The sequence below is a fragment of the Methanoculleus sp. UBA208 genome, from assembly GCF_002498065.1.
Classification (GTDB): Archaea; Halobacteriota; Methanomicrobia; order Methanomicrobiales; family Methanoculleaceae; genus Methanoculleus.
The window spans coordinates 1-24,408 of the sequence record NZ_DAFZ01000053.1 but is presented as its reverse complement, the minus strand read 5'-3'; the positions used below and the strand labels follow the sequence as shown (position 1 = coordinate 24,408).

Here is a 24,408-nt window from a genome sequence, read left to right as displayed (position 1 = left end):
TCTCTACCCTGAGAGGGGGGCGGTTCGTCGGGGCGTTGGAGGCGAAGTATGCCGCTTTATGCATCTGGCTGCGCCGAACAACAGTCGGATACCGGGCGGCCCGCTCGGCGAGACAATCAAACGTGGTGAATGCGGATCTTTCCATACATGAAACGAGGTGAGGGCGTCACTTAACCGTAGGCCGCGTGCGGGGTGAAAGTGAAGAGCCGGGAGGTCCGCCCGGAACTCTGCACCCGTTACGCAGGGATTTACCGGGTATCGCTACGCTCCGGACTCTCACCAGTCGAAAAAGTAATTGCTCCGTTGGCAAGTGTTAATGTATTCCCTGACAAATACATGGAACGGAGTGCCGTATGCTGGATATCAGTGATTTGCACGTGAGCGTGGATGGCACCGAGAAGCTCCACGATATCAACCTCCATATCGGGCAGGGGGAGACCCATATCCTGATGGGGCCGAACGGCTCGGGAAAGAGCACGCTGCTCAAAGCCATCATGGGGTTTGGTGGCTACACGATCACGTCCGGGTCCATCGTCTTTAAAGGGCAGGATATTACCGGGATGTCGATCCACGAGCGGGCCCACCTCGGGATAGGCATGATGTTTCAGCACCCGCCCGCGATATCGGGACTGAAACTCGAAAAGCTCCTCGCCGCCACGTCTCACCTGGGGGCAGACGCGATCGAGGCGCTCGCGCAGACGGTCAATATGGAGGACTTTCTCGCCCGGGACACCAACGTCGGGTTCTCCGGCGGCGAGATCAAGCGGAGCGAGGTCCTGCAACTGAAGGTCCAGCAGCCCGATTTCCTCATGCTGGACGAGCCGGAGAGCGGTGTCGACCTCGAGAACATGAGCCTGATGGGCAAAGAGATCGCAGGCCTGCTCGATAAAGATGTCCATATCATTAACCGCCGCCGGAGCGGCCTCATTATCACCCACACCGGCTACATCCTCGATTACCTCGAGGCCGATCAGGGGCACGTGCTGATCGACGGCCAGATCCGGTGTCATGGGAACCCCCGCGAGATCCTGCGCGTGGTCAAAGAGAAAGGATACGGAGAGTGTCTACGTTGCAAACAGATGTAACCGATATTGAGCAGCTCTCGCAGGAGGACCGGGAACGCCTCGCCCTGACCGGCCTTGAAGTCGAGATGCAGAATCGGTGCGGGAGTTTCTTCCAGATCGACCAGGATGTGATCCAGACCACCTGCGGTGCCGAAGGGATCGAGATGATCCCCATCAAGGCCGCCCTCGAGAAGTACGACTGGGTGAAGGATTATTACTGGAACGCCGTATCGCGCGATAAGGACAAATATACGCAGTACCTGGCGAAACAGGAGAGCCCGCAGGGCCTCGTCGTCATCGCCCATGAAGGCGTGAAGGTCGAGATGCCCCTTCAGGCCTGCCTCTTCCTCCGCGAAGAGCCGGTGCAGCACGTCCACAACATCTTCATCGCGAGGGAAGGCTCGGAGATCAACATCATCTCCGGCTGCGCGAGCTCCTGGCAGAAAGAGCACGGAGCGCATATCGGGGTGACCGAGATCTACGTCGGCAAAGGCGCCAAGGTCACGTCCACGATGATCCACAACTGGAACCCCGGCATCAGCGTCTTCCCGCGGAGCGCCACCGTCGTCGAAGAGGACGGGACGTTCCTCTCGAACTACGTCTGCATGCAGCCGGTCAACCGGATCGACATGTACCCGACGGCGCGCCTGGTCGGGAAGAACGCCGTGGCCCGGTTCTCGAGCATCGTCGTCGCGACACCGGGCTCGACCCTCGATCTGGGTTCCCGCGCCATCCTCGGCGCCGAGCACACGAGCGCCGAACTGATCACCCGGGCGATCACCACCGGCGGCACCATCATATCCCGGGGCCACATCCTCGGCGAGAAGGATAACACCCGGGGCCACATCGAGTGCAAGGGCCTGATCTTAAAGGACGGCATCATCCATGCCATTCCCGAGATTGAAGGCAGGGTGACCGGCACCGAACTCTCCCACGAGGCCGCGGTAGGCAAGATCGCCCGCCACGAGATCGAGTACCTCATGGCACGAGGGCTCTCCGAGGAGGAGGCCACCGCAACCATTATACGCGGGTTTTTGGATGTGAAGATCAGCGGCCTGCCTGCAGTCCTGCAGGAGCAGATCGACGCCGCGATCGATAAAGCGGAATCAGGCTTCTGACGCGCGCGAGGCAATATGGCGGAGACCGACCCCTACCGGAACAAACGCGAGGAGATGGTGGAGTTCCAGATCCGGGACCGGGGAGTCAGGGACGAGAGAGTCCTTGCCGCGATACGGAAAGTCCCGCGCCACGTTTTTGTACCGGAGAACTGGGAACGGGCAGCCTACGAGGACCGGCCGCTTCCCATCGGGGAGGGGCAGACCATCTCCCAGCCCTACATCGTCGCCGTCATGACCGAGCAGCTCGATCTGTCGGCGCAGGACCGGGTGCTCGAGATCGGGACCGGCAGCGGCTACCAGGCCGCACTCCTCGCGGAACTCGCCGGCACGGTCATCTCCGTCGAACGCCTCCCGGACATCGCCGCCCGGGCGCGAGAGAACCTTGCCCGGGCGGGGGTCACCGGCGTCCGGATCGTCGTCGGCGACGGCACGAAGGGCTACCCTCCCGAAGCGCCGTACGATGCCGTCATCGTCACGGCGGCATCGCCCGAGATCCCCAAACCCCTGGTAAAGCAGCTCGCGGAAGGCGGGCGGCTGATCGCTCCCGTCGGGCCGCGGGAGTGCCAGGATCTCATCAAACTCGTCAAACGCGAAGGCAGGGTGGAGAAGATCCCGCTCGGCGGCGTCTGCTTCGTGCCGCTGATCGGCCAGTTCGGATGGAAGGGAGAAAGTTCCCTGTGAAGGTCTACGACATCACCCGGGGCCTCTCCGAGGATGCCGTCCTCTACCCCGGGGACGTCAGGCCCCGGTTTCGCGAGATCGACAACGGGCAGTACCGCGTGACCGAGATGACCCTCGGGAGTCATACCGGGACGCACATCGACGCCCCGTCGCACTACATCGAGGGAGGCCGGACGGTCGATGAGATCCCGCCCGGGGTGCTCGCGGGACCGGCACGGGTGCTCGACTGCAGCGATGCGGAAGCGTTCATCGGTCCCGGCAGCCTCGCCGGCCGTCTCGACGGCACCCGGACGGTCCTCCTGAAAACCTGGTTCTCTGAGCGGCGAGAGTTCGAACCCGGCTACCCGGCGCTCTCCCTCGAGGCGGCAGACCTCATCGTTGAAGCCGGGATCACCTGCCTCGGGACCGACGCCCCCTCGATCGAAGCATTCGGCGGCGACGGTTCGGTCCACCGCCGGCTGCTCGGGGGCGGGACAGTCATCCTCGAACTGCTCGACCTCTCCGCCGTGCCGGAGGGAAACTATTTCATGGTGGCGTTGCCGTTACGGGTCAAAGGTGCGGACGGGTCGCCCGTGCGGGCGATCCTCCGGGACATGGAGGAGTAAACGTGAGTTTCTGGCACGATGCAATAGGAAAACTGGAGTCGATCCTCGCGGACAACGGGTGCGAGGACGGAGTAGTGGCGCTCAATGTGAACTACGATGCAGACGTCTGCCAGTATCCCGGAGGGGTATGCATGGAAGGGCAGTTCGGCGGCCGGAGCGGGCAGTTCGTCACGAGCGAGCCCCTCCGGGCAAACACCCGGGTCTCGTTCATGTTCGGTGCGCCGCTTGCAAATCAGAAGCAGCGGGCGGCGGCAGGCGCGATCGTCAACGCCGTCTCGGCGTTCCTCTGCCTGGCACGGAGACTCCGGCCCTGCGCCCCCGACTGCTACGCCCCCTGCCTTGCGGAACTCTCCCGCGAGGTCGCCGGAAAACGAGTCTATCTCGTCGGCCCGATGCCGGTGCTCGAACGGACTCTCGGAGACCAGGTGGTCGACTCGCCGGAGGCGGCAGACCTCTTCCTGGTCGCCGGGGACGGCATGACGACCGATGCGGGGATCGACCGCATCGACGAGTACCGGGCGGAGAAGCGAATGATATTCCTCGGGCCGTCGACCGCCGGGGTCAGCGGCCTTATAAGTCTCGAGCACTGGTGTCCCTACGGACGATGAATACCTTTTTTTAGGAAAGAAAGGATTATACAGGAGTATGCTTTTCGGCTCTTCCGGAATCCGGCAGGAGTTCGGCCCCGGCCTCGTCGAGCTCGCGCTCCGTATCGGAGCAGCCACCGCAGACGGTGCTTCAATGATCGTCGTCGGCCGGGATACCCGCATGACCAGCGAACTGCTGGAGCACAGCGTCGTTGCCGGGATGCTTTCGGCCGGTGCAACCGTTTATTCCTGCGGCATCGCGCCCACGCCGACGGTCGCGCACGCGACGGGATGCGTTGACGCAGGGTGCATGATCACCGCCTCGCATAACCCCGAGTCCTACAACGGGGTCAAACTGTTCAACCCCGACGGGTCGTCGTTCACCCGCCGGCAGCAGGCCGTACTCGAAGAGGCGCTCCACGCCACACACTGGAAGAACTGGGACGAGCAGGGGCACGCCTTTCCCATCGATGCGGTAGACGCCCACCGGGAGACGATCCTCGATCGGGTCAGCCTGGAGAGGCCTGTTGCGGCCGTGCTCGACTGCGGCAACGGTGCGGGAAGCGTCATCACCCCCGATCTTCTTGCCGGAGCCGGGGCAGCCGTAATCGGGCTGAACTGCAACGTCGCGGGGAGGTTTGCCCGTCCATCGGAGCCGCTTGAAGCAAACCTCCCCTACATCGGGGAGATCGTCCGGCGACGGGAGGCCGCGTGTGCGGTGATCCACGACGGCGACGCCGACCGGATGATGGCGTTCGACGAGCGCGGCCGCTACATCGACGGAGACCACCTCCTCATGCTCTTCGCGAAATATCTCGACCGGAAGCGGCTGGTCACCACCGTCGACGCCTCCATGGCAATCGAGGAGGTCGCGGAAGTCCGCCGCACGCCGGTCGGCGACAGTTTCGTCTCCGAAGAGCTCCTCTCCTGGGGAGACTTCGGCGGGGAGGCATCGGGGAGCTGGATCTTTCCCGAGCACTCTTACTGCCCGGACGGGATCTACGCCGCGGCCCTGCTCTGCGAGATCGCCTCGGAGTGGTCGATCGCCGAGGAACTCGACCGGATGCCCCGGTATACCCTTCTCCGGGAGTCGTATCGGGTCAATGCTCCGGGAGAGATCATGGCGGCGATGGGGGCAGACGAGCCGACGCACGGTATCCGGTTCGAGGACGAGGACGGCTGGTATCTGATCCGTGCAAGCGGCACCGAACCGAAGATCCGGATCACGGCCGAAGGAAGAACGCCCGCAAAGGCGAAAGAGATGCTTGGCCTGGGGCACGCCGCCCTTGAGCAAGCGAAACGTATTCTGGAGTGAATGTATGCAGTGTGTCGTACTGGCAGCAGGAGAGGGGAAACGGATGCGGCCTCTGACCGCCCGCCGTCCGAAGGTGATGCTTCCCATAGCCAACCGCCCGATGATGGAACACCTGGTTCTCGCGGCCCGCGATGCGGGGATCAACGATTTCATCTTTGTCGTCGGCTACTTCGAGCGCGAGATCCGGAACCATTTCGGTGACGGGAGCAACTTCGGCGTGAAGATCACCTACGTGACCCAGCGCCACCAGCTCGGCACGGCAGACGCCCTGCGGGCAACGGCAGGCTTGGTCGACGGCCGGTTCCTCCTCCTCAACGGAGACATGGTCCTCAAAAAAGACGATATTCGGGAATTCGGCCGGATGGGTGCTCCCTGCATGGGGATACACGAGACAGACCACCCGCAGGACTACGGCGTCGTGACGGTCGAGGGGAACCGCATCACCGGTCTTGAAGAGAAGTCCGAAGACCCGAAGAGCAACCTGATCAACGCCGGCGCCTACCTCTTCGACCCCGACATCTTCGACCTTCTTGCGGGGCTCAAGATATCGGGGCGGGGCGAGTTCGAGCTGACCGACGCACTCTCATCCTATATCGGGGGAGGGACGCTCAGGACATACCCGCTGGACTACTGGCTCGACGTGGGGCAGCCGTGGGACCTCCTCGACGCAAACGAGGCACTCATCTCTTCGCTCTCCCACGAACGGCACGGCACTATCGAAGATGGGTGCACAATCCCAGAGACGGTCAGCATCGGGAAAGGGACCGTTATCCGGGCCGGGACCTACATCGAGGGGTCCTGCGTCATCGGCGAGAACTGCGTCATCGGCCCCCACGCCTACATCCGGGGCTCCACCGCCATCGGCGACGGCTGTCACATCGGACACGCGACCGAGATCAAGAACTCCATCGTCATGTCGGGAACAAAGATCCCGCACTTCAACTACGTGGGCGACAGCATCGTCGGGAGCGGGTGCAACTTCGGGGCGGGCACCAAGGTCGCAAACCTCAGGCACGACAACGGTGCGGTGAAGGTCTGCGGGAAGACCACCGGGCGGAGGAAGTTCGGCGCCATCATCGGCGACGACGTCCTCTTCGGGATCAACTGCTCGGTCAACGTCGGGAGCCTCATCGGCAGCAACGCGAAGATCGCTCCCCACTCCCTGGTGGAAGGATGCATCGAGGACGGTTCCATTATCAGGTGATATGATGCAGGCAGTCATTTTAGCAGCGGGAGAAGGGAGTCGTCTGCGGCCGCTCACCCGGAGCAAGCCCAAAGCCATGCTCCCGGTCGCAAACCGGCCGATCATCGAGTATGTCATCGACGCCCTGCTGGAGAACGGGATCCGCGACATCGTGGTTGTCGTCGGGTATCGCAAGGAGGACGTCATCCGGCACCTCAACAGGCTCGACGCTCCCATCCAGGTCGTCGTCCAGGAGCGGCAGCTCGGGACCGCGGATGCCCTCCGGGCGGCCGCATCAGAGATCACGGAAGACTTCCTCGTTCTTCCCGGCGACAACTACATCAACGCGGAATCGATCGCCCGGATCAGGAAGGAGCAGAACGCCATGCTCGTGGTCGAACACCCGAACCCCTCGAACTTCGGGGTCGTGGTGATCAGGAACGGCCTCGTCCGCGAGATCATCGAAAAACCCGAAGACGCCCCGACATTCACCGTATCGACCGGAATCTACTCGTTCAAACCCGACGTCTTCCCCTACCTCCAGACGAATGAGATCCCCGACGCCCTCGCCGCCATGATCACATCGGGCCGGCGGATACGGGCGATCCCGGCAGACGACTGGCAGGATGCCGTCTATCCCTGGGATCTCCTGAAACTCAACAGCCGGATGCTCCGGGGAATCACTCCCGGGATCGGGGGAACGGTCGACGCATCCGTCATCCGCCGGGGCACCGTGCACATCGGCACCGGAACGACCGTCGGCCCGAACACCGTGATCTACGGCCCCGTCACCATCGGGAGCAACTGCAATATCGGCCCGAACACCGTGATCATGCCCGATACGAGCATCGGCGATCGGGCGGTGCTCGAGCCGTTCACCTACGTCGGCGATTCACTCATCATGAGCGACGTCACGATCGGGTCCCATTCGAGGATCGTCTCGGCGGTCTTCGGCCAGGGGTGCATCCTCGCCGACCATACCACCACCCACCCCTCCGCGAGCCTCATCGAGGTCAGAGGCCGCATTCAGAAGGAGGAATTCGGTGCAGTCCTCGGCGAGGGAGTCCGCGCGGCACCATTCACAACGTTTAAGAACTGCATCGCCGGTAACAGTGTCACCATCGAGGGAGGGAAGACGGTGGTCGGCATCATCGAGGACGGCACACGGGTGATGTAGATGTGTGGAATCGTCGGCTATATCGGGAGACGGGATGCAACTCCGGTCCTGATCCAGGGGTTGAAGCGGCTTGAGTACCGGGGCTACGACTCCTTCGGCATCGCGACGGTCGGGAGTGCGATCGGGGTCTACAAAAAGGCCGGCCGCATCTCGGAGGGCGAGGCCGGGGCGGCCAATCTCCACGGGTACACCGGGATCGGGCATACCCGGTGGGCCACTCATGGCGAGCCGAGCGACATCAACGCCCACCCGCATACCGACTGTGAGAAGAAGATCGCCGTGGTGCACAACGGGATCATCGAGAATTACAGCGAATTGAAGCGCCAGCTCGAAGGGCGCGGCCACATCTTCCGGTCCGAGACCGATACCGAGGTGATCGCACACCTCATCGAAGAGCACTATGACGGGGACCTTCTCGCGGCTGTCAACGCGACCCTGCCCCTGCTCAAAGGCTCATACGCCGTCCTCGCGATAGCGGAGGACACTCAGAGAATCGTCGCCGCCCGCGACGCAAGCCCGCTTGTCCTCGGTGTCGGGGATGCCGAGATCTTTGCCGCCTCGGATATGACGCCGCTCCTCGAGTACACCGAACGCGTGATCTTCCTTGAGGACGGCGACGTCGCCGACATCACGCCCGACCGTTTTACCGTCTACCACGACGGCCGGGCAGTGGAGCGCCCGGTCGAACTGATCGACTGGTGCGTCGAGGATACCCGGAAAGGCGGGTTTGCCCACTACATGCTAAAAGAGATCTACGAACAGCCCCAGTCCTTCTACGAGACCATCAGGGCGGGCATCGACGATCGCGTCCGGCAGATGGTCATGGAAGCAGGCGAGATCACCCTGGTCGCGTGCGGGACGTCCTACCACACCGCCCTGGCCTTCAAGTATCTGGCCGAACCGCTCTGCAGCATACCGGTACGGGTCGAGATGGGTTCGGAGTTCAAGTACTTCACCCCGCCCCTCCGCGGCCTCGTGATCGCGGTCTCGCAGTCGGGGGAGACCGCGGATACGATTGCCGCCTTGAAGATGGCGAAAGCCCGCAACTGCCCCACGCTCGCCATCACCAACATGCAGGGGAGCACGGTCACCCGGGTTGCGGACGAGACCCTGCTCATGCGGGCCGGCCCCGAGATCGGCGTCGCCGCAACCAAGTCCTACACGGCACAGCTTGCGGCTCTGATGCAGATCGTCAATCTGCGGTGCGAGGGGGCGTTCAACGATGCTCTGTCGCACGCGCACCTGGCCATCGGCGACGTCCTCCTCCAGGACATCAAGGAGGCGGTCGCCCTCTGTTCGAAGGCCGAGCACGTCTTCTTCGTGGGAAGAGGGCCGTTTTACCCGGTTTCGATGGAAGGCGCCCTGAAGATGAAGGAGATCAGTTACGTCCACGCCGAAGGGTATGCGGCGGGAGAACTGAAACACGGGCCGTTTGCTCTGCTCACTCCCGAGACGCCGGTGGTCGCCGTCTGCACCCCCGGGCCGACCTACGGCGTGATGGCCTCGAACATCAAGGAGATGAAGGCACGGAAAGCGCCGATCATCGCTCTCGGCGTTGCCGGCGATACGGAACTTGCCGAGATCGTGGACATCTTCATCCCTATTCCGAACACACACCTTCTGGTGCAGGTGCTGACCGCGTCGGTCGTCCTGCAGCTGCTGGCCTACCACACCGCGTGTGCCCTGCAGCGGGATGTCGACAAGCCGCGAAACCTGGCAAAGAGCGTGACCGTTGAATGATTGAGTATGGACACAACGCCCTCGGCGAGGGGGCGACGATATTCGAGCCGGTGACCATCGGGTTTCCTTCCCGCGACCGGATGGGAGAGGAAGACTACCCCGGCACCACCATCGGGAGGAACGCAGTCCTCCGGTCGGGCACGATCATCTACTGCGACGTCGTTATCGGCGATACCTTCCAGACCGGCCATAACGTGCTGATCCGCGAAAAGACGACCGTCGGCGACAGGGTCGCGATCGGAACGGCGGCGGTGATCGAGGGCGACTGCACGATCGGCGACGACGTCCGGCTCCAGAGCCTGGTCTACATCCCCACCGGCGCCCGGATCGGCGACCGGGTCTTCGTGGGCCCGAACGCCGTGCTGACGAACGACCGCTATCCGCCCGGCCCCCACGAATCCCTCCGGGGCCCGGTGATCGGGGACGATGCCGTCATCGGTGCGAACGCAACGATCCTCCCCGGCGTCACCGTCGGCGAGGGTGCGTTCGTCGCCGCGGGAGCGGTGGTGACGAAGGACGTCCCGCCGGGAATGCTCGCGGTGGGGACTCCCGCACGGTTCCGGCCGCTCCCCCCTGAAGCGAGGCGGTGCCCGTGAAGATCCCCGTCGCCCGGCCGCTCGTCGGCGAGGAGGAGATCGCGGCCGTTGCCGATGTGATGCGATCGGGGATGCTGGCCCAGGGGTCGGTCGTTGCGGATTTCGAGTCGCGGTTCGCGGACTACTGCGGTGCAACCCACGCGATCGGCGTCAACTCGGGCACCGCGGCGCTCCATGCGGCTCTCCTCGCCGCCGGCGTCGGGCCGGGGGACTCGGTGGTCGTCCCGGCGTTCACGTTCTTTGCGACGGCGTCAAGCGTCTCGATGTGCGGAGCGACACCGCTCTTCGCAGACGTCGATCCGGAAACGTTCAACATCGACCCGGACTCGGTCGCGGCCCTCGTCCGCCCCGACACCCGGGCGATCGTCGGGGTCCACCTCTTCGGGCAGCCGTTCGACGTCAGTGCGGTTCGCGAGGTCTGCGACGACCACAACCTCGTCCTCGTCGAGGACGCGGCCCAGGCCCACGGCGCGGAGTACCACGGGAAACGGGCGGGGAGCCTCGCCGACCTTGCCTGCTTCTCGTTTTACCCGACGAAGAACATGACCACCGGCGAAGGGGGCATGGTTACGACCGACGACGACGGCTTTGCGAAGCAAGTCCGGCTCCTCATCAACCACGGCCAGAGCCGGAAGTACCTTCACTCGGCCGTCGGCTACAACTACCGGATGACGAACATCGCCGCCGCCATCGGCCTCGTGCAGCTCGGCCGGGTCGAGGGGTTCAACGAGCGCCGGATAGAGAACGCCCGGTACCTCGACCGCCACCTTGCGGGCACGGGACTCACGACGCCCCACGTCGCGCCGGGCGTCCGGCACGTCTACCACCAGTACGTGACGAGGCTCCCCGCCAGCTACCCGCTCACGAGGGACGCGTTCATGAACGCTCTCGCGGAGCGGGGGGTCGGGACCGCCGTCCACTACCCCATCCCCGTCAACCGGCAGCCCGTCTACGAAAACGAGCGCGCTTCCTGCCCGGTTGCGGACGACCTTGCGGCATCGGTCGTGAGCCTGCCCGTCCACCCGGCGGTGACGGAAGAAGAACTGGCGTATATCTGCGACGCGGTGCGGGAACTCTCCTGACCGAGAAGATGAAGGGCCAAATACTCTTTTTTATCGAAGAGCATCCGATCAGCACGTTTGCCAGCGGCCTGGCGGATCTCCTTCGCAAGCTGTAGGCCACCAGAGATCGCCCTCCGGAATCCAACGGGTGCCGTGGCCGGATTTTATGAGAGAGAATAAATATAAGATTTTATCGAAGCGATATAGTTATCTGTGCCGCAGAGGGATATTTTAATGTCGGAGATCACACCGCGGCAGGACAGGTAAGGCACAGTGCCCCGGAAAGCCTCCAAACACCGGCGCACCCGGGGCATCTGCACCGCTGCCGGATCCAGGGTAGCCGGATTGAAGTGACCATCCCCTGAACGTAGCAAAGTACTCTTGCCCGAGACGGCGCACGTGGTTGCTTCTGAGCCTATGAGGCGGGGAAAACACTCTGACATCGTGCAAAAGGGGCTTGAAACCCGGGTACAGGTCAAGGTCAAATTTCAGCGAAGCAGGCGGAGCAAATGCAAAACCTTCTTGTAAAGATCACTGATAGAAGTGCAAAAATTGGAATTATCGGTCAGGGCTACGTCGGCCTCCCGCTTGCAATGGCTTTTGCACGGAAGTTTACCGTCTTCGGCTACGACGTCTGTTCAGGCACCGTCGAGCGGCTCCGGGCAGGGAAGTCTCACATCCAGGACGTTTTGGACACGCAGCTCTCCCTATACCTCGGACATACTTACTTCCCAACCTCTGAACCCGAAGACCTTCACCAGTGCGACTTCCTCATCATTTGCGTCCCAACACCGCTATCGGAAGACAAGATCCCGGATCTGGGTTGCATAAAGGATGCCTGTTCGACTCTCAAAATCATTCTGCGCCGGGGGCAGTTCGTCATTCTGGAAAGCACAACTTTTCCGGGGACGACCGATGAGGTGGTGGTTCCGATCCTCGAAGAGACCGGGTTCGTCGCCGGCAGCGACTTCGGCATCGCCTACTCTCCGGAGCGGGTAGACCCCGGAAACAAGCAGTACCCCATCGATAAAGTGCCGACGGTCGTTGGTGGGATAAACGTCGAGTGTACCAACGTGGCCGCCGCCCTCTACGGAAGTATCATGGACCGGGTTGTCCCGGTTCGGGATGCCCGCACGGCGGAAGCCGTGAAGATGATCGAGAACATCTTCAGGAACGTCAACATCGCCCTGGTCAATGAGATGGCTCTCATCTTCGAACGGATGGGCATCGACACCTGGGAAGTGATCGACGCCGCGGCCACCAAGCCCTACGGTTTCATGCCCTTCTACCCGGGCCCTGGCATCGGCGGTCACTGCATTCCGCTCGACCCCTACTACATGTCTTACCAGGCGAAGAAGTATGGCTTCATCCCCCGCTTCATCGAGACCTCCGGGGAGATCAACGAGTTCATGAAGGTGCACACTGTCAACCTCATCGAGAAGGGGCTCAGACAGGTCGGCAAGCGGGTTTACGGTGCGAAGGTCGCTGTGATGGGGCTCGCCTACAAAAAGAACATCAACGACTCGCGGGAGTCGCCTTCCATCAAGATCGTCGAAGAACTCGCAAACCTCGGGGCAGACGTGCGGGTCTACGACCCGTTCGTCCCCTCCCTTGCGACGAAGGCAGGCGTGTTTACCTCGGCGGAGAACATCGAAGAGGCGCTTTCGGGGGCTGATTGTGCGGCATTCCTTGTGGACCACGATGCCTTCAGAAGGCTGGACGCAGGGTATATCGGGAGCTGTATGAGTACCCCTGTTCTTGTAGACTGCAAGAACCTCTTCCAGCAGAAAGACGGAATCGTATACCTGTGCATCGGTAAAGGCGAGTGAGCCCGGTAACGCCAGCACGGAATAGACCACTTTTTTCAGGATGAACGCAAGTGTCTGCCTGCACGACCGATGCCGCAAGGTCGGATAAGCCACATAGAGGCCGGCACTAAAACCATGCTGTGACGGCTACAGGGCCGAGACCCGGGGTTTCATATGAATCCCGCTTTGAGCGCACGGCCACGCGCACACCAGATGCAGATCGTCGTTTCGGGGCGGATTTTTCGTTAGAGGCGAGGAGAAAGACGGGTATTTTCATCATACCGGCTAAATAATAAATAGTAAACCATTAAATTGATACTATGCTCTTGTGGATCGGCATAGGGCTCATCGTTGCTGCAGTCGCCCCATACATAGTATACCTTATCGGGATTAATATCGGGCGGAAACCGGAAAAACTGCATGTCCCTCTCGAATTTCCTGCCATCAGCATCATCATCTCTGCATATAACGAAGAGGCTGTGATCAAGGAGCGAGTCCGGAATATCCTTGCATCCTCCTATCCGGTAGACCGATACGAGGTGATCTTCATCGATGACTGCTCGTCCGACAACACAAGACGGATTGCAGAAGAAGCCTTCACGGAGGCGGGAATCACTCACCACATTGTCGCCAATACCGAGCGTCTGGGGACGAACCGCTCATACAACAAAGCAATGAGCCTGGCTCGTCACCCGATCATCGTCACAACGGATGCCGACGTCTTCTTCGAGCATGACGCTCTCGCACACCTCATTGCCCGGTTGATCAGCGACGATCGGATCGCCGCAGTCTGCGGGGACCTCCATCCCCTTCCAAGCGATCCTTCGCACCCGGCACAGATGGAGAGCGCTTACAGGAACTACTACGGGCGAATGTGCAGCTGGGAGAGCGCGGTAGATTCGACCTACACGTTCAACGGTGCGCTCGTCGCGTTCAAGCGCGATCTGGTGACGCGGATTGATGATAAGCGCGGAGCAGACGACGCGAATACGGCGTTCGAGGCGATCCGGCGCGGGTTCCGGGCGGCTTACGAGCCCGGGGCTCTGGTATATGAAGATGTACCCCATGATTTCCAGAAGCAGTACCGGCAGAAGATCCGACGGGCAACACGTCTGATCGAGGCGACAACCGCGAATCTCGATCTCCTGAGGCACGCGCGCCCGTTCTCGCGGCTCTTTTATCCGTTGCGGATCTACATGTACCTCGTAACGCCGGCCCTCTTCTTCATCGGCAGCGCTCTCTTCATCGTAGGGCTCGCCCTTGCATTCCCGGTCCTCGCCATCGGGGTGCTCGGCCTCCTTACCATGGTTGGGTACTTCTGGAGGAGCAACACGATCGTCTCCTTCACCACGAACCAGGCCTACCTGGCAAAAGGGCTGCTCAACCTCGGAAAAGACATGCGGGTCTGGGAGAGCACGTCTAACAAGGTGGGAACCGGGTAGCCGGCCCGACCCCCACCGCCATGGGTCCGGAAACCATTATTTTTACCCGGGGCGCATTCCAGCGCGACAAACCGGACCCTGCCAGAGAAATATATCACCCTGCAGATAGACGTTCTTATCCATGTGTGGTATTGCCGGGCAACTACATCTTGCAGGAGGAGCAGCCGATCCGGATCTGGTCCGGCGGATGTCCGACCTCATCAGGCACCGCGGGCCTGATGGGGACGGGATCTACGTAGACGGGATGGTAGCGCTTGCTCACCGGCGCCTGGCAATCATCGATCTCTCCGAAGAGGGGCGCCAGCCGATGCAGAACGAGGACGGAACGCTCTGGCTGGTCTTCAACGGGGAGATCTACAACTATCGGGAACTTATGGAGGAACTCGTCTCGTGCGGACACCGGTTCCGGTCGAAGACCGACACCGAGGTGATCCTTCATGCATACGAGGAGTGGGGGCTGGGCTGCCTGCACCGGTTCAACGGGATGTGGGCGTTCGCGCTCTGGGACGGCCGGCGCCGCGAGCTCTTCTGCGCCCGCGACCGCCTGGGGATCAAACCGTTCTACTACGCCATGGCCGGCGGCTCGTTCCTCTTTGCGTCCGAAATCAAGGCACTCCGGACCGCTCCCGACGTTGGGAGACGCCCCGACGAGGAGATGGTCGCTGCGTTCCTCGCGTGGGGCCTCGCGGACCACACCGACCGGACGATGTTCAAGGGAGTGCTCCAGTTGCTCCCGGCACACTACATGATCGTCGGGGAGAACGGGATCGTGGAGCATACGGCATTCTGGGGGGTTACCGTCAATCCCGCCCTTGAATCGGAACCCGGTTCCGACGAACGTCTGTCCGGTGAGTTCCTGAGCCTCCTCGAGGACGCGGTCGATCTTCACCTGCGCAGCGACGTGCCGGTCGGGACCTGCCTCTCCGGCGGACTGGACTCATCCACCCTCACAGTGCTCATCAACCGGGCGCTCCGCCGTGGCTCTCCCGGCAGGGAGCCCCCGCGCCAGAATACGTTCTCGGCCTGCTTTGAGGACAAACGGTGTGACGAGAGCGCCTACATCGATATCGCCGTGGAGAACTCGGGTGTCAGGTCACACCGGGTCTACCCGGCCACCGATGCGATCTGGGCGGATATCGAGCACCTGCTCTACATCAACGACGAGCCGTTTGCCGCCCTGACGCTGTACTCCCAGTACTGCGTCATGCGGCTTGCCCGGGACGAGGTGAAGGTGGTGCTGGACGGGCAGGGAGCTGACGAACTCCTCGCAGGCTACATCGCCTACCAGTACTGCCACATCAGGGAGCTGGCCCGGGGATTCCATATCCTGCGGGCTGCACGCGAGACCCTCGGGACACTCAGGCACCACAGTGATTTCCTCTCGTACACCCTGACGCAACTCTTCGCCCGCAAGAAGCACCGGAGCCTGATCCGGACGGAGGGGTCCCGTTCACCCCGCTATCGCGGCACCCTGAGCGAGGTCCTGGAGACCGACCTGATGCGAGCGAACCTGCCATATCTGCTCCACTGGGAGGACAGGACAAGCATGGCCTTCTCGATAGAAGCTCGCGTGCCGTTCCTCGACTACCGGGTCGTGGAGTTTCTGGCATCAACCCCTGCCGACCAGAAGATCCGGAACGGTGTGACCAAATTCATCCTCAGAAAAGCGATACGGGGGCTGGTGCCCGACGCGATTCGGTGCCGAATGGACAAGAAGGGATTCGCGACACCGGAGGAGGTCTGGATGCAGGGGGATATGAGCGAGAAGGTCCTCGAGATCCTGGCGTCACCGACGTTTAAGAGCCGCCCCTATTGGGACGCCAATGCCGTAGCAGAGAGTTACCGGGCCTTTCTCCAGGGGAAGGCGCCCTACTCGTCCGAGATCTGGCGTATGGTCTGCTGTGAACTCTGGCTGCGCCGGTTCATCGATCCGGCGGCATAGCTCCGGCACGGGGGAGGAGGGCCTCTCCCCGGTCAGATCTGGCCCAGGCGGACGTACTGCCTCAGCCCATAACTCGCAAAACTGTAGGTATACCGTATCGCCCGGACGATGCCGGCCGGCCCCTTCCTGTAGAGCTCCATCCCGACGAGCATGTTCCTGAAGTAGTGAAAGACCAGTTTCACATTCCTCACGAACAGCGCTCGCGAGGATATCTTCATGCCCTGGAGGTCTTCTGACGCGTTCCGTCCGATCGCCTCGAAGCGTTCCTTCTTCTCTCGCGGGTAGTCCTCGAAGTAGCCGCGATGGTGATAGATCGCCTTCGGGACGAACTTGATCTTTCCGTTGACGACCGCTTTTTCGTGGATCGCACCGTAATACCGCAGCCTGTCCCTCTTTGCAAGCCTGACATGGATCTCCGGGTGTCCGCACGGTGTTTCAAGGACTGTTCCGTCCGGGAGGACGTCGTGCCTGAGGAACGAGTAGGCGTCGTACTTCGGGGAGGATGTAAGGCCTCGGAGGCCCTCTAGGAACCCCGGCTCGAGTGTCTCGTCGGGATCGAGGATGAAGACCCAGTCGTTCCGCGCCCTCTCGATGCCGCAGTTCCGCTCGATAGCAAAACTGCCGGAGAACTTCCTCTGGATCAGGACGGCGCCGTACTTCTCGGCAACGCCGGCCGTATTATCCTCGCTCTGCCCGTCGACGATGACGATCTCATCGACGTATGCCGAGATCATCTCAAGTGACCGGGCGAGAGCCTCTTCTTCGTTTTTCGTGATCAAGCAGGCTGAGATCCCCATGCTGTCACCACTTCCTGTCTCGAATCTCAACGCCCTGGAGGCTTTTCCTGTAGATGCTCTCCACGGTGCCGGCGATCCGGGTCCACGAGAACTGGTCCACTGCCTTCTTGCGGGCCGCAACCCCCATCTCTCTCCGCGCAGCATCGTCAGTCAGGGCACGCACCAGTGCATCGGCGAGCCCATCAGGGTCTCTTGGCTCGACGAGGACCCCGGTCTTGCCGTCGGTAATGAGGTGCGGTATACCCCCGACATTTGTCCCCACCAGAGGCCTGCCGCACGCCATCGCTTCAAGCCCCGCGATACTGGTCGCCTCCTTGAGGGAGGGGAGAACCACGACGTCCGCCGCCGTATACCAGGAGGGCATTTCGGCGTTCGGAACCGACCCGGCAAAGATGATGTGATCCTGCACCCCGAGTTCACGGGCCCTCTTCTGGAGCAGGGCCAGCTGGTCGGGATAGGATCCCCCGACGACAAAGAACCAGGTGTCCGGGCATTGCCGGAGGACCGCCGGAACCGCTTCAATCAGGTATTTGACACCGTTCTTCGGTTCGAGACGCCGGGGACAGAGTACGATCCGGGTACCCACCGCGAGAGCGTACTGCTGCCGGAGGTCCCTGGGCGGAACCTCCGGCGAAAATTTATCCGTATCCACCCCATTTGACACGAACGTAATCTTTTGCCGGGGAACCCCGAGCGACCCGACCGCCCCGGCAAGTTCGTCGCTGGGGGTGATGATGTGGTCCATACGGCTGTAGACCCACCGGTACAGCCCTAGCATCCTTCCTCGCTCAAGGCGATCCAGGAACCCAGAGGTATGCTCGGTCGCAATGCCGGGCACCCCCGGCTGCAGTCTCGACACGAACCCGTCAGGGAATACGTAATGCGAGTGCAGGAGATCGATCTTCTTTCTCTTGATGATGCGCCGTACACTGAAGTATTCAAACAGGGCAAATGCCGGATACAGCAGCACGGTGTTCCGAGGCAGGTAGACCCTGACGACGTGGAGGCCGTCGATCGTCTCTTCTCCCGGAGCGAAGAGGGAATCGCGGAACGTAACTATCGTGACGTCGTTCCCGAGAGCCCGGAGCGCCCTGGCAAGCTCGTAGACATGTGCTGCGATCCCCCCGACATTCGGGAGAAAATCGACCGAAAGTATGCAGATATTGAGCCCCATTCGCTCTCCTAACTACATTTACATCAGGCTCATTATATGTCTTCCCAGATGGGAGTCGAAGAGCTGCTGACCCTGGCGGGATAATCGCAACAACAGCGCTATATATGGCACCGGACCAATGAATGGAATACCGCACCAAAACCGTGCAGGTGAACCATGAGCGGCGTTGCAATCATCCTCGGGACCCGGCCTGAGATCATCAAGATGTCTCCGATCATCAGGGAATACGAAAAGAGAGGAGATAACTACTTCATCCTTCATACCGGCCAGCATTACTCCTACTCGATGGACAGGATCTTCTTTGAGCAGCTGCATCTCCCGGAGGCGCGGTACAACCTCAATGTGGGGTCGGGCCTGCAGGCGGAGCAGACCGGAAAGATGCTCGGCCAGATCGAGCGGGTCCTGATCGACGAGGAGCCGCGCACAGTTCTGGTCCAGGGGGACACCAACACGGTGCTCGCGGGAGCGCTCGCCGCAGCGAAACTCCATATCCATGTCGGGCACGTCGAGGCCGGCCTGCGGAGCAATGACCGGAGAATGCCGGAGGAGATCAACCGCATCCTGGCGGACCACGCTTCGGACTACCTGTTTGCGCCGACGGAGGCGTCGCGGCAGAACCTGATGCATGAGGGCATACCTGACGGGAAGATCTTCGTCTGCGGAAACACAGTCGTCGATGCGCTCTACCAGAACCTCTCGATCAGCGAAGAAACAATAGATCCTCTCTCGGAACTCGGGGTCCGCCCGGGCGGCTACTTCCTCGTCACCGCCCACCGCCAGGAGAACGTCGACGACGCGAGAAGACTCGGCAATATCCTCAAGGGTCTTGAGCGTATCGCGGCCGATTACGCGATGCCGGTGATCTATCCCATGCATCCCCGGACCAGGAAGATGATGGAGCGGTTCGGCTTACGGGCCGGCTCCATCCGCTGCGTCGAGCCTCTCGACTACCTCTCCTTCCTCCAGCTGGAGAAGCATGCAGGACTGATCCTGACCGACTCCGGCGGCGTCCAGGAGGAGGCGTGTATTCTTCACACGCCCTGCGTGACGCTCCGGGAGAACACGGAGCGGCCGGAGACGGTGGACGTCGGGGCGAATATCCTGGTGGGGACCGACCCGGAGGCGATTGTCGAAGGCGTGCGGGTCATGATGGCGAGGGAGCGGGCCTGGCAGAATCCCTACGGGGACGGGACGACGGGGAGGAAGATTGTGGAGATCGTTGGCTTGGTAGATGATTCTATCCCAGAAGGGGGACGAACATGAGCATAAAAATCCGGGAGCGCGCCGGAGTTGCAGTGATGCAGGCAGGGCAGGCACTCGGGATCGGTATGGTTAGGATCCCTTTCGGTGTGCTCAGAGGAAAGAAATGGCAGTTTACTTCTTCCATCCCATCCTGTGCATTTGGAGCCTATGAGCGGCATATTGCGACACGGTTGCAGGGTGGATTGAATGCGGGGGCGGTGTTCTTTGATATCGGCGCAAACGTTGGGTATTACACACTATTTGCATCCACCCTTGTCGGCGACGCCGGGAAGGTGATCTCATTCGAGCCGGAGCCGGGAAACATGCAAGTGCTCATTGAACATATCACGATCAACAAGTGTATCAATGTTACCCCCGTACAAAAAGCACTAGCAGATGCACCTGGAATCATTCGATTTGATGGGACTGCACATACGATGTGCAAGTTTTCTGACGACGGTAACATCGAGGTTGAGTGCACCACTCTTGACATGTTCATCCAGAACAGCGGAATCTCACCAGACATCATGAAGATAGATGTCGAGGGAGCGGAGGTGAGAGCACTGCACGGTGCTGATATCTGCCTATCGGAGATCAGACCGGAAATTGTACTATCAGTACACGACAATTTATTAGATGAGTGTTTGGACCTCCTCTCTGAATACGATTATAACATTGAGCAATTATCACCCGACGACCTGTATTGCGTGCCCTTAGAGAGAGGGAACTAGTGCCATGTCAACCCAGATATCAAATAAATATGCGATAGTATAACCTGGGCGTCACCTGTGAATAACCAATTTATATGCAACTTTATCCAATCAAACTTGAAGCAAATATAAGGACCTCATAGAGTTGATAACTTTCGACGGGCATATATATTCGCTTACTCGAATGTTACTATAATTAGGGAAACAAATGTAGGGAGACGAATGCCAGGCGATAAGATAGTTTACGTCGGGATGAGTGCAGATATAATCCACCCCGGCCACTTGAACGTAATCCGTCGAGCTGCAGAGCTCGGCAAGGTCACGGTGGGTGTCCTAACCGATGCTGCAATAGCCAGTTACAAACGTCTACCATATATGACTTTCGCGCAGCGCAAGGAAGTTGTTGCAAGTCTAAAAGGGGTTGATCGGGTTGTCCCTCAGGAACAACTGGATTATGTTCCAAATCTGCTAAAATACCGCCCAGACTATGTTGTCCATGGAGATGATTGGCAAGAAGGCGTCCAGAAATACGTACGGCAGGCAGTAATTGACACATTAGCAACATGGGGAGGGCAACTTGTTGAGATCCCTTATACACGAGGCATTTCATCAACACAATTAAATCACGCACTGAAAAACAACGGTACAACGCCAGATCTCCGACGAAATAAACTAAGACGTCTTTTGGATGCTAAACCCATTGTACGGCTACTTGAGGCACATAATGGTTTAACCGGATTAATCGTAGAAAATATTGGCATCAATACCGAAAAAGGAAAGAAAGAGTTCGATGGAATCTGGGCGAGCAGCCTCACCGAATCAACTGCAAAAGGGAAGCCAGATATTGAAGCAGTAGATGTTTCAGCACGTGTCTCTACACTGAACGATCTGATCGAGGTGACAACGAAGCCTATCGTTTATGATGCCGATACAGGGGGCAAACCGGAACATTTTCAATATACTTGTCCGGACACTGGAGCGGCTCGGCGTTTCAGCGGCGATAATTGAGGATAAGATCGGACTGAAAAAGAACTCCCTCCTAGGGAACGACGTTGTTCAGCACCAAGACAGTATCGAGGACTTCGCAAATAAAATCAGCGCAGGCAAGAAAGCTCAGGTCACTAACGACTTTATGATAATAGCACGAATTGAGAGTCTTATCTTGGACAAAGGGCTGGAAGATGCACTCAAACGCGCTCGGGCGTATATCGATGCTGGTGCAGACGGGATTCTCATCCATAGCAGAGCAAAGACCCCTGACGATATTTTTGCCTTCTGTGCGGAATATAAAAACTTCTCTCGGAGAGTTCCGCTATTTGTTGTCCCTACAACCTATAACTCGGTGACAGAAGATGAGCTCATTGGAGCGGGCGTAGACGTGGTCATTTACGCGAACCATCTAATTCGGGCGGCATATCCTGCAATGGTCGAGACAGCAAAGAGTATTTTAATCCACCAGAGGTCACTTGAGGTAGATTCGATGCTTATACCAATCAAAGAGACACTCGAACTGATCCCTGGGTGCAAATGATGATCTCACCGAAAAGGGTATTCGATACGATTAGAGATCAGGGTATCTCATTTTTTACAGGTGTGCCTGACTCGTTATTGAAAAATTTTTGCGCTTACGTGACTGACCATGTGGATGAGCAGGCGCACGTTATTGCCGCAAACGAAGGAAATGCAATTGCCCTTGCGGCAGGTTGGTTCATGGCGTCCGGAGAACCCACATTGGTATACATGCAAAACTCCGGACTGGGCAACGCTATCAACCCTCTGGTATCACTTGCGGATCCAGAGGTCTATAGCATTCCGATGCTCATCATGATCGGATGGCGTGGTGAACCCGGGAAACCTGACGAGCCACAGCATTCAAAGCAAGGGCGTATCTTGACTGAGTTGCTCGACGTACTGCAGTTGCCGTGGTTTGTTCTCGATGGGAGTTTAGAAGAGCCTGAATCGGTGATAGTCCGGGCATGTCAGGTCCTGCGGAAGCGGATGATGCCTGTTGTTTTAGTGGTGAAATCAGGATTCTTTTCGCACTACTCGTTGCAGAAAGAGAGTACAACGCAATGCTGCATAACGAGAGAAAAAGCCATGGAAATTATCGTTGATCTTCTCGAACCAGGAGATCTGGTGGTCTCCACGACCGGGAAACTCTCACGTGAACTCTACGAATACCGGGAAGCGAGGGGTGAAGGACATGGAAAGGATTTCTTAACTGTTGGTTCAATGGGTCACGTCTCCTCTATCGCCATGGGAATTGCGGCACGAAGACACGATCGGCGCGTAATCTGTTTTGACGGGGATGGGGCTGCAATAATGCATATGGGTGCTCTTGCTGTGATAGGCCAATCAGGACTGAATAATTTGATCCATGTCATATTCAACAACGGAGCGCACGATTCGGTTGGGGGCCAGCCAACTGTTGGGCTCAATATTGATATCCCTCAGATCGCGAAAGCGTGCGGTTATCGGGACGCGCGCTCGGTAACAGAACCAGACAGCATAAAAGATTTCATGAACCAACTCAGGTTTGCCAACGGCCCTGCGCTTCTTGAGGTCAGGATCAAGAGAGGCTCCCGGAAGGATCTCGGTCGACCGAAAACAACTCCTCTGGAAAACCGCGACGCGTTTATGGGTAATTTAGGGGTCGTAAGAATGGAGGAATCAGATGGATAACTGGTCATTTTATAACCCCACTCATATTGAGTTCTGTCCCGAAGGCCTCGATAGGGCCAGTAGTGGTATCAATTATCAGCGGATTGCCTTGATTACGACGCCGGGGTTTACTAAACGCGGGGTCGTGACCCATATGAAAAGAGCGCTGGGTGATAGGCTCGCTACTGTCTGCGATACGGTACAACCCAACCCAGATATCGATGCAATCGATAACACTGCGGAACGCTTGAGGCACGTCGACCCTGACTGCCTGATTGGGTTGGGGGGAGGGAGCAGTCTTGATACGGCCAAAGCCCTCGCTCGTATACTCACCCAACCCGAAGAAGCGACGCTATCTGGTCATCTCAGAGCGGGTTTGTCCCTTGAAAACGAGAGGGCTCTCCCGGTTATAACTATCCCAACCACTGCGGGAACAGGAGCTGAAGTGACTCCTTTTGCGACAGTTTGGGACTTTCGAGAGCGGAAGAAACACTCTCTAACAGGCAACGATCTCTTTCCCATAAAAGCAATTCTCGATCCAACATTAACACTCTGCCTCCCCGAATCACTCACTATATCTTCGGGCTTAGATGCGATCTCCCACGCATTTGAATCGGTCTGGAACAAGAATGCAAACCCAGTAAGTATTGGTCTTGCAACGCAGTCGCTGGCGATATCACTTAAAACTCTGCCAGAACTTAAGAACAGGTCCCATGATCGGGCAAACCGTTCGGCAATGATGAGTGCAAGCCTTCTGGCAGGGATGGCAATAAGCCAGACTCGAACAGCTCTAGCTCATTCGATATCGTACCCATTGACCCTCGGATTTGACCTTCCCCACGGGATCGCATGCAGTTTTGCCCTACCGGAGATCCTAAAATATAATGCGGAGGTTGATGATGGACGATTAAAACAGCTTGCCCAGAGTCTCGGGCATGCTGACACTCTAGTGCTGGCAGATGCACTGAACAGGTTACTGTTAAACCTGAATGTTCCAAGGTTTTTTTCAACATACGGGCTAAAGGAAGAACAAATTCTTTCATTGGTTCACAATATGCTCACGCCGGGAAGGGCTGATAACAACATGCGCCCAGCAAACGTAAGTGATGTGTGTACCATTGTCAGGGACGCTTTTCAGTGTCTATAGTTGTTAAGGGGATAATATCGGGAGAAACTATGTCGTATAGAACAAGGGCGTTCGGTTTTCTCGAAAGAAATTTAATTGCGCGTCCATTATGGGCATTATGCAACTTCCGACGAATTGTCTTTAAATCTATGGACTTCGTGTGGCCTAAAGACAATGACCTTTTAGTCTTCTCCGGACCCCTGGGTCAAAAATTTTCTGACAATAGTAAATATCTCTTTCAAAAGTTTGTTAAATATTATTGTGATGAATTCCGGATCGTATGGATCACCTGCAATAAATCACTGATCGAGGCAGTAAACCCGAATCAATCAAAAGACTTCCAGGTAATATATCAATATTCGGCTCTGTTGAAACCCTC

General features: G+C 59.0%; 22 protein-coding genes and 1 pseudogene. 21 read left to right on the top strand and 2 right to left on the bottom strand.

Going from position 1 to position 24,408, the window contains the following annotated elements:
• Positions 1-353: 353 nt before the first annotated feature.
• From BRA62_RS05280 to asnB, 14 genes and pseudogenes are all read left to right on the top strand, one after another.
• Positions 354-1,085, top strand: a complete 732-nt coding sequence (locus BRA62_RS05280) for an ABC transporter ATP-binding protein (protein ID WP_292365431.1) — start codon at positions 354-356, stop codon at positions 1,083-1,085.
• Complete coding sequence (locus BRA62_RS05275; protein ID WP_394339990.1) at positions 1,061-2,182, top strand: SufB/SufD family protein; 1,122 nt, start codon at positions 1,061-1,063, stop codon at positions 2,180-2,182. Before BRA62_RS05280 ends, BRA62_RS05275 begins: the two co-directional genes overlap by 25 nt.
• 15 nt (positions 2,183-2,197) lie before the next feature.
• Positions 2,198-2,863 (top strand): protein-L-isoaspartate(D-aspartate) O-methyltransferase, encoded by a 666-nt coding sequence (locus BRA62_RS05270; RefSeq protein ID WP_292365429.1) that lies wholly within the window; start codon positions 2,198-2,200, stop codon positions 2,861-2,863.
• Entirely contained in the window at positions 2,860-3,468 is a 609-nt protein-coding gene (locus BRA62_RS05265) for a cyclase family protein (protein WP_292365427.1), read from the top strand. The genes BRA62_RS05270 and BRA62_RS05265 overlap by 4 nt, the downstream gene beginning before the upstream one ends.
• Before the next feature lie 2 nt (positions 3,469-3,470).
• Positions 3,471-4,076, top strand: a complete 606-nt coding sequence (locus BRA62_RS05260) for a hypothetical protein (protein ID WP_292365425.1) — start codon at positions 3,471-3,473, stop codon at positions 4,074-4,076.
• Between the two features lie 37 nt (positions 4,077-4,113).
• Positions 4,114-5,370, top strand: coding sequence for a phosphopentomutase/phosphoglucosamine mutase (locus BRA62_RS05255; RefSeq protein ID WP_292365423.1), 1,257 nt, complete (start codon positions 4,114-4,116; stop codon positions 5,368-5,370).
• Between the two features lie 4 nt (positions 5,371-5,374).
• Positions 5,375-6,574, top strand: a complete 1,200-nt coding sequence (gene glmU / locus BRA62_RS05250; protein WP_292365422.1) for a bifunctional sugar-1-phosphate nucleotidylyltransferase/acetyltransferase — start codon at positions 5,375-5,377, stop codon at positions 6,572-6,574.
• Between the two features lies 1 nt (position 6,575).
• Positions 6,576-7,730: a bifunctional sugar-1-phosphate nucleotidylyltransferase/acetyltransferase gene (glmU, locus tag BRA62_RS05245; RefSeq protein WP_331518890.1), complete on the top strand. Its 1,155-nt coding sequence runs from the start codon at positions 6,576-6,578 to the stop codon at positions 7,728-7,730.
• Entirely contained in the window at positions 7,731-9,470 is a 1,740-nt protein-coding gene (glmS, locus tag BRA62_RS05240; RefSeq protein ID WP_292365420.1) for a glutamine--fructose-6-phosphate transaminase (isomerizing), read from the top strand.
• The gene (locus BRA62_RS05235) at positions 9,467-10,066 is read left to right on the top strand and encodes an N-acetyltransferase (protein WP_292365418.1); all 600 of its coding nucleotides are present in this window, start codon (positions 9,467-9,469) and stop codon (positions 10,064-10,066) included. The genes glmS and BRA62_RS05235 overlap by 4 nt, the downstream gene beginning before the upstream one ends.
• Positions 10,063-11,148 carry a DegT/DnrJ/EryC1/StrS family aminotransferase gene (locus BRA62_RS05230; RefSeq protein ID WP_292365416.1) on the top strand — a complete coding sequence of 362 codons (1,086 nt, stop codon included), beginning with the start codon at positions 10,063-10,065 and terminating at the stop codon, positions 11,146-11,148. Before BRA62_RS05235 ends, BRA62_RS05230 begins: the two co-directional genes overlap by 4 nt.
• A gap of 488 nt (positions 11,149-11,636) precedes the next feature.
• Entirely contained in the window at positions 11,637-12,956 is a 1,320-nt protein-coding gene (locus BRA62_RS05225) for a nucleotide sugar dehydrogenase (protein ID WP_292365414.1), read from the top strand.
• Positions 12,957-13,255: 299 nt separating this feature from the next.
• Positions 13,256-14,146, top strand: a pseudogene (locus tag BRA62_RS05220) (glycosyltransferase); the annotation flags it as partial.
• Between the two features lie 352 nt (positions 14,147-14,498).
• Positions 14,499-16,319, top strand: coding sequence for an asparagine synthase (glutamine-hydrolyzing) (gene asnB, locus BRA62_RS05215; protein WP_292365410.1), 1,821 nt, complete (start codon positions 14,499-14,501; stop codon positions 16,317-16,319).
• Positions 16,320-16,351: 32 nt separating this feature from the next.
• On the opposite strand, the gene BRA62_RS05210 is transcribed toward asnB, so the two are convergent.
• Positions 16,352-17,098, bottom strand: a complete 747-nt coding sequence (locus tag BRA62_RS05210) for a glycosyltransferase family 2 protein (RefSeq protein ID WP_292365409.1) — start codon at positions 17,096-17,098, stop codon at positions 16,352-16,354.
• 22 nt (positions 17,099-17,120) lie between these two features.
• Positions 17,121-18,290, bottom strand: coding sequence for a glycosyltransferase family 4 protein (locus BRA62_RS05205; RefSeq protein ID WP_292365407.1), 1,170 nt, complete (start codon positions 18,288-18,290; stop codon positions 17,121-17,123).
• Positions 18,291-18,446: 156 nt separating this feature from the next.
• Between BRA62_RS05205 and wecB the strand changes: the two genes are divergently transcribed.
• The 7 genes from wecB to BRA62_RS05170 form a co-directional block, all read left to right on the top strand.
• The gene (wecB, locus tag BRA62_RS05200; protein ID WP_292365405.1) at positions 18,447-19,553 is read left to right on the top strand and encodes a non-hydrolyzing UDP-N-acetylglucosamine 2-epimerase; all 1,107 of its coding nucleotides are present in this window, start codon (positions 18,447-18,449) and stop codon (positions 19,551-19,553) included.
• Positions 19,550-20,263: an FkbM family methyltransferase gene (locus BRA62_RS05195; protein WP_292365404.1), complete on the top strand. Its 714-nt coding sequence runs from the start codon at positions 19,550-19,552 to the stop codon at positions 20,261-20,263. Before wecB ends, BRA62_RS05195 begins: the two co-directional genes overlap by 4 nt.
• 201 nt (positions 20,264-20,464) lie before the next feature.
• Entirely contained in the window at positions 20,465-21,250 is a 786-nt protein-coding gene (locus BRA62_RS05190; RefSeq protein WP_292365403.1) for an isocitrate lyase/phosphoenolpyruvate mutase family protein, read from the top strand.
• Positions 21,162-21,773 carry an isocitrate lyase/phosphoenolpyruvate mutase family protein gene (locus BRA62_RS05185; protein WP_292365402.1) on the top strand — a complete coding sequence of 204 codons (612 nt, stop codon included), beginning with the start codon at positions 21,162-21,164 and terminating at the stop codon, positions 21,771-21,773. The genes BRA62_RS05190 and BRA62_RS05185 overlap by 89 nt, the downstream gene beginning before the upstream one ends.
• A complete protein-coding gene (gene aepY / locus BRA62_RS05180; protein WP_305066099.1) occupies positions 21,770-22,924 on the top strand; it encodes a phosphonopyruvate decarboxylase in 1,155 nt (384 codons plus the stop codon). Before BRA62_RS05185 ends, aepY begins: the two co-directional genes overlap by 4 nt.
• A complete protein-coding gene (locus BRA62_RS05175; protein ID WP_292365400.1) occupies positions 22,917-24,050 on the top strand; it encodes a phosphonoacetaldehyde reductase in 1,134 nt (377 codons plus the stop codon). Before aepY ends, BRA62_RS05175 begins: the two co-directional genes overlap by 8 nt.
• A gap of 128 nt (positions 24,051-24,178) precedes the next feature.
• Positions 24,179-24,408: hypothetical protein (locus BRA62_RS05170; RefSeq protein ID WP_292365398.1), on the top strand; the 230-nt coding region annotated here is incomplete at its 3' end.

Coding starts and splice junctions, on each gene's coding strand:
- BRA62_RS05280 (WP_292365431.1), top strand. CDS start 354: ATGCTGGATATCAGTGATTTGCACGTGAGCGTGGATGGCACCGAGAAG.
- BRA62_RS05270 (WP_292365429.1), top strand. CDS start 2,198: ATGGCGGAGACCGACCCCTACCGGAACAAACGCGAGGAGATGGTGGAG.
- BRA62_RS05255 (WP_292365423.1), top strand. CDS start 4,114: ATGCTTTTCGGCTCTTCCGGAATCCGGCAGGAGTTCGGCCCCGGCCTC.
- glmU (WP_292365422.1), top strand. CDS start 5,375: ATGCAGTGTGTCGTACTGGCAGCAGGAGAGGGGAAACGGATGCGGCCT.
- glmU (WP_331518890.1), top strand. CDS start 6,576: ATGATGCAGGCAGTCATTTTAGCAGCGGGAGAAGGGAGTCGTCTGCGG.
- glmS (WP_292365420.1), top strand. CDS start 7,731: ATGTGTGGAATCGTCGGCTATATCGGGAGACGGGATGCAACTCCGGTC.
- BRA62_RS05235 (WP_292365418.1), top strand. CDS start 9,467: ATGATTGAGTATGGACACAACGCCCTCGGCGAGGGGGCGACGATATTC.
- BRA62_RS05225 (WP_292365414.1), top strand. CDS start 11,637: ATGCAAAACCTTCTTGTAAAGATCACTGATAGAAGTGCAAAAATTGGA.
- asnB (WP_292365410.1), top strand. CDS start 14,499: ATGTGTGGTATTGCCGGGCAACTACATCTTGCAGGAGGAGCAGCCGAT.
- BRA62_RS05205 (WP_292365407.1), bottom strand. CDS start 18,290: ATGGGGCTCAATATCTGCATACTTTCGGTCGATTTTCTCCCGAATGTC.
- wecB (WP_292365405.1), top strand. CDS start 18,447: ATGAGCGGCGTTGCAATCATCCTCGGGACCCGGCCTGAGATCATCAAG.
- BRA62_RS05195 (WP_292365404.1), top strand. CDS start 19,550: ATGAGCATAAAAATCCGGGAGCGCGCCGGAGTTGCAGTGATGCAGGCA.
- BRA62_RS05190 (WP_292365403.1), top strand. CDS start 20,465: ATGCCAGGCGATAAGATAGTTTACGTCGGGATGAGTGCAGATATAATC.
- BRA62_RS05185 (WP_292365402.1), top strand. CDS start 21,162: ATGATGCCGATACAGGGGGCAAACCGGAACATTTTCAATATACTTGTC.
- aepY (WP_305066099.1), top strand. CDS start 21,770: ATGATGATCTCACCGAAAAGGGTATTCGATACGATTAGAGATCAGGGT.
- BRA62_RS05175 (WP_292365400.1), top strand. CDS start 22,917: ATGGATAACTGGTCATTTTATAACCCCACTCATATTGAGTTCTGTCCC.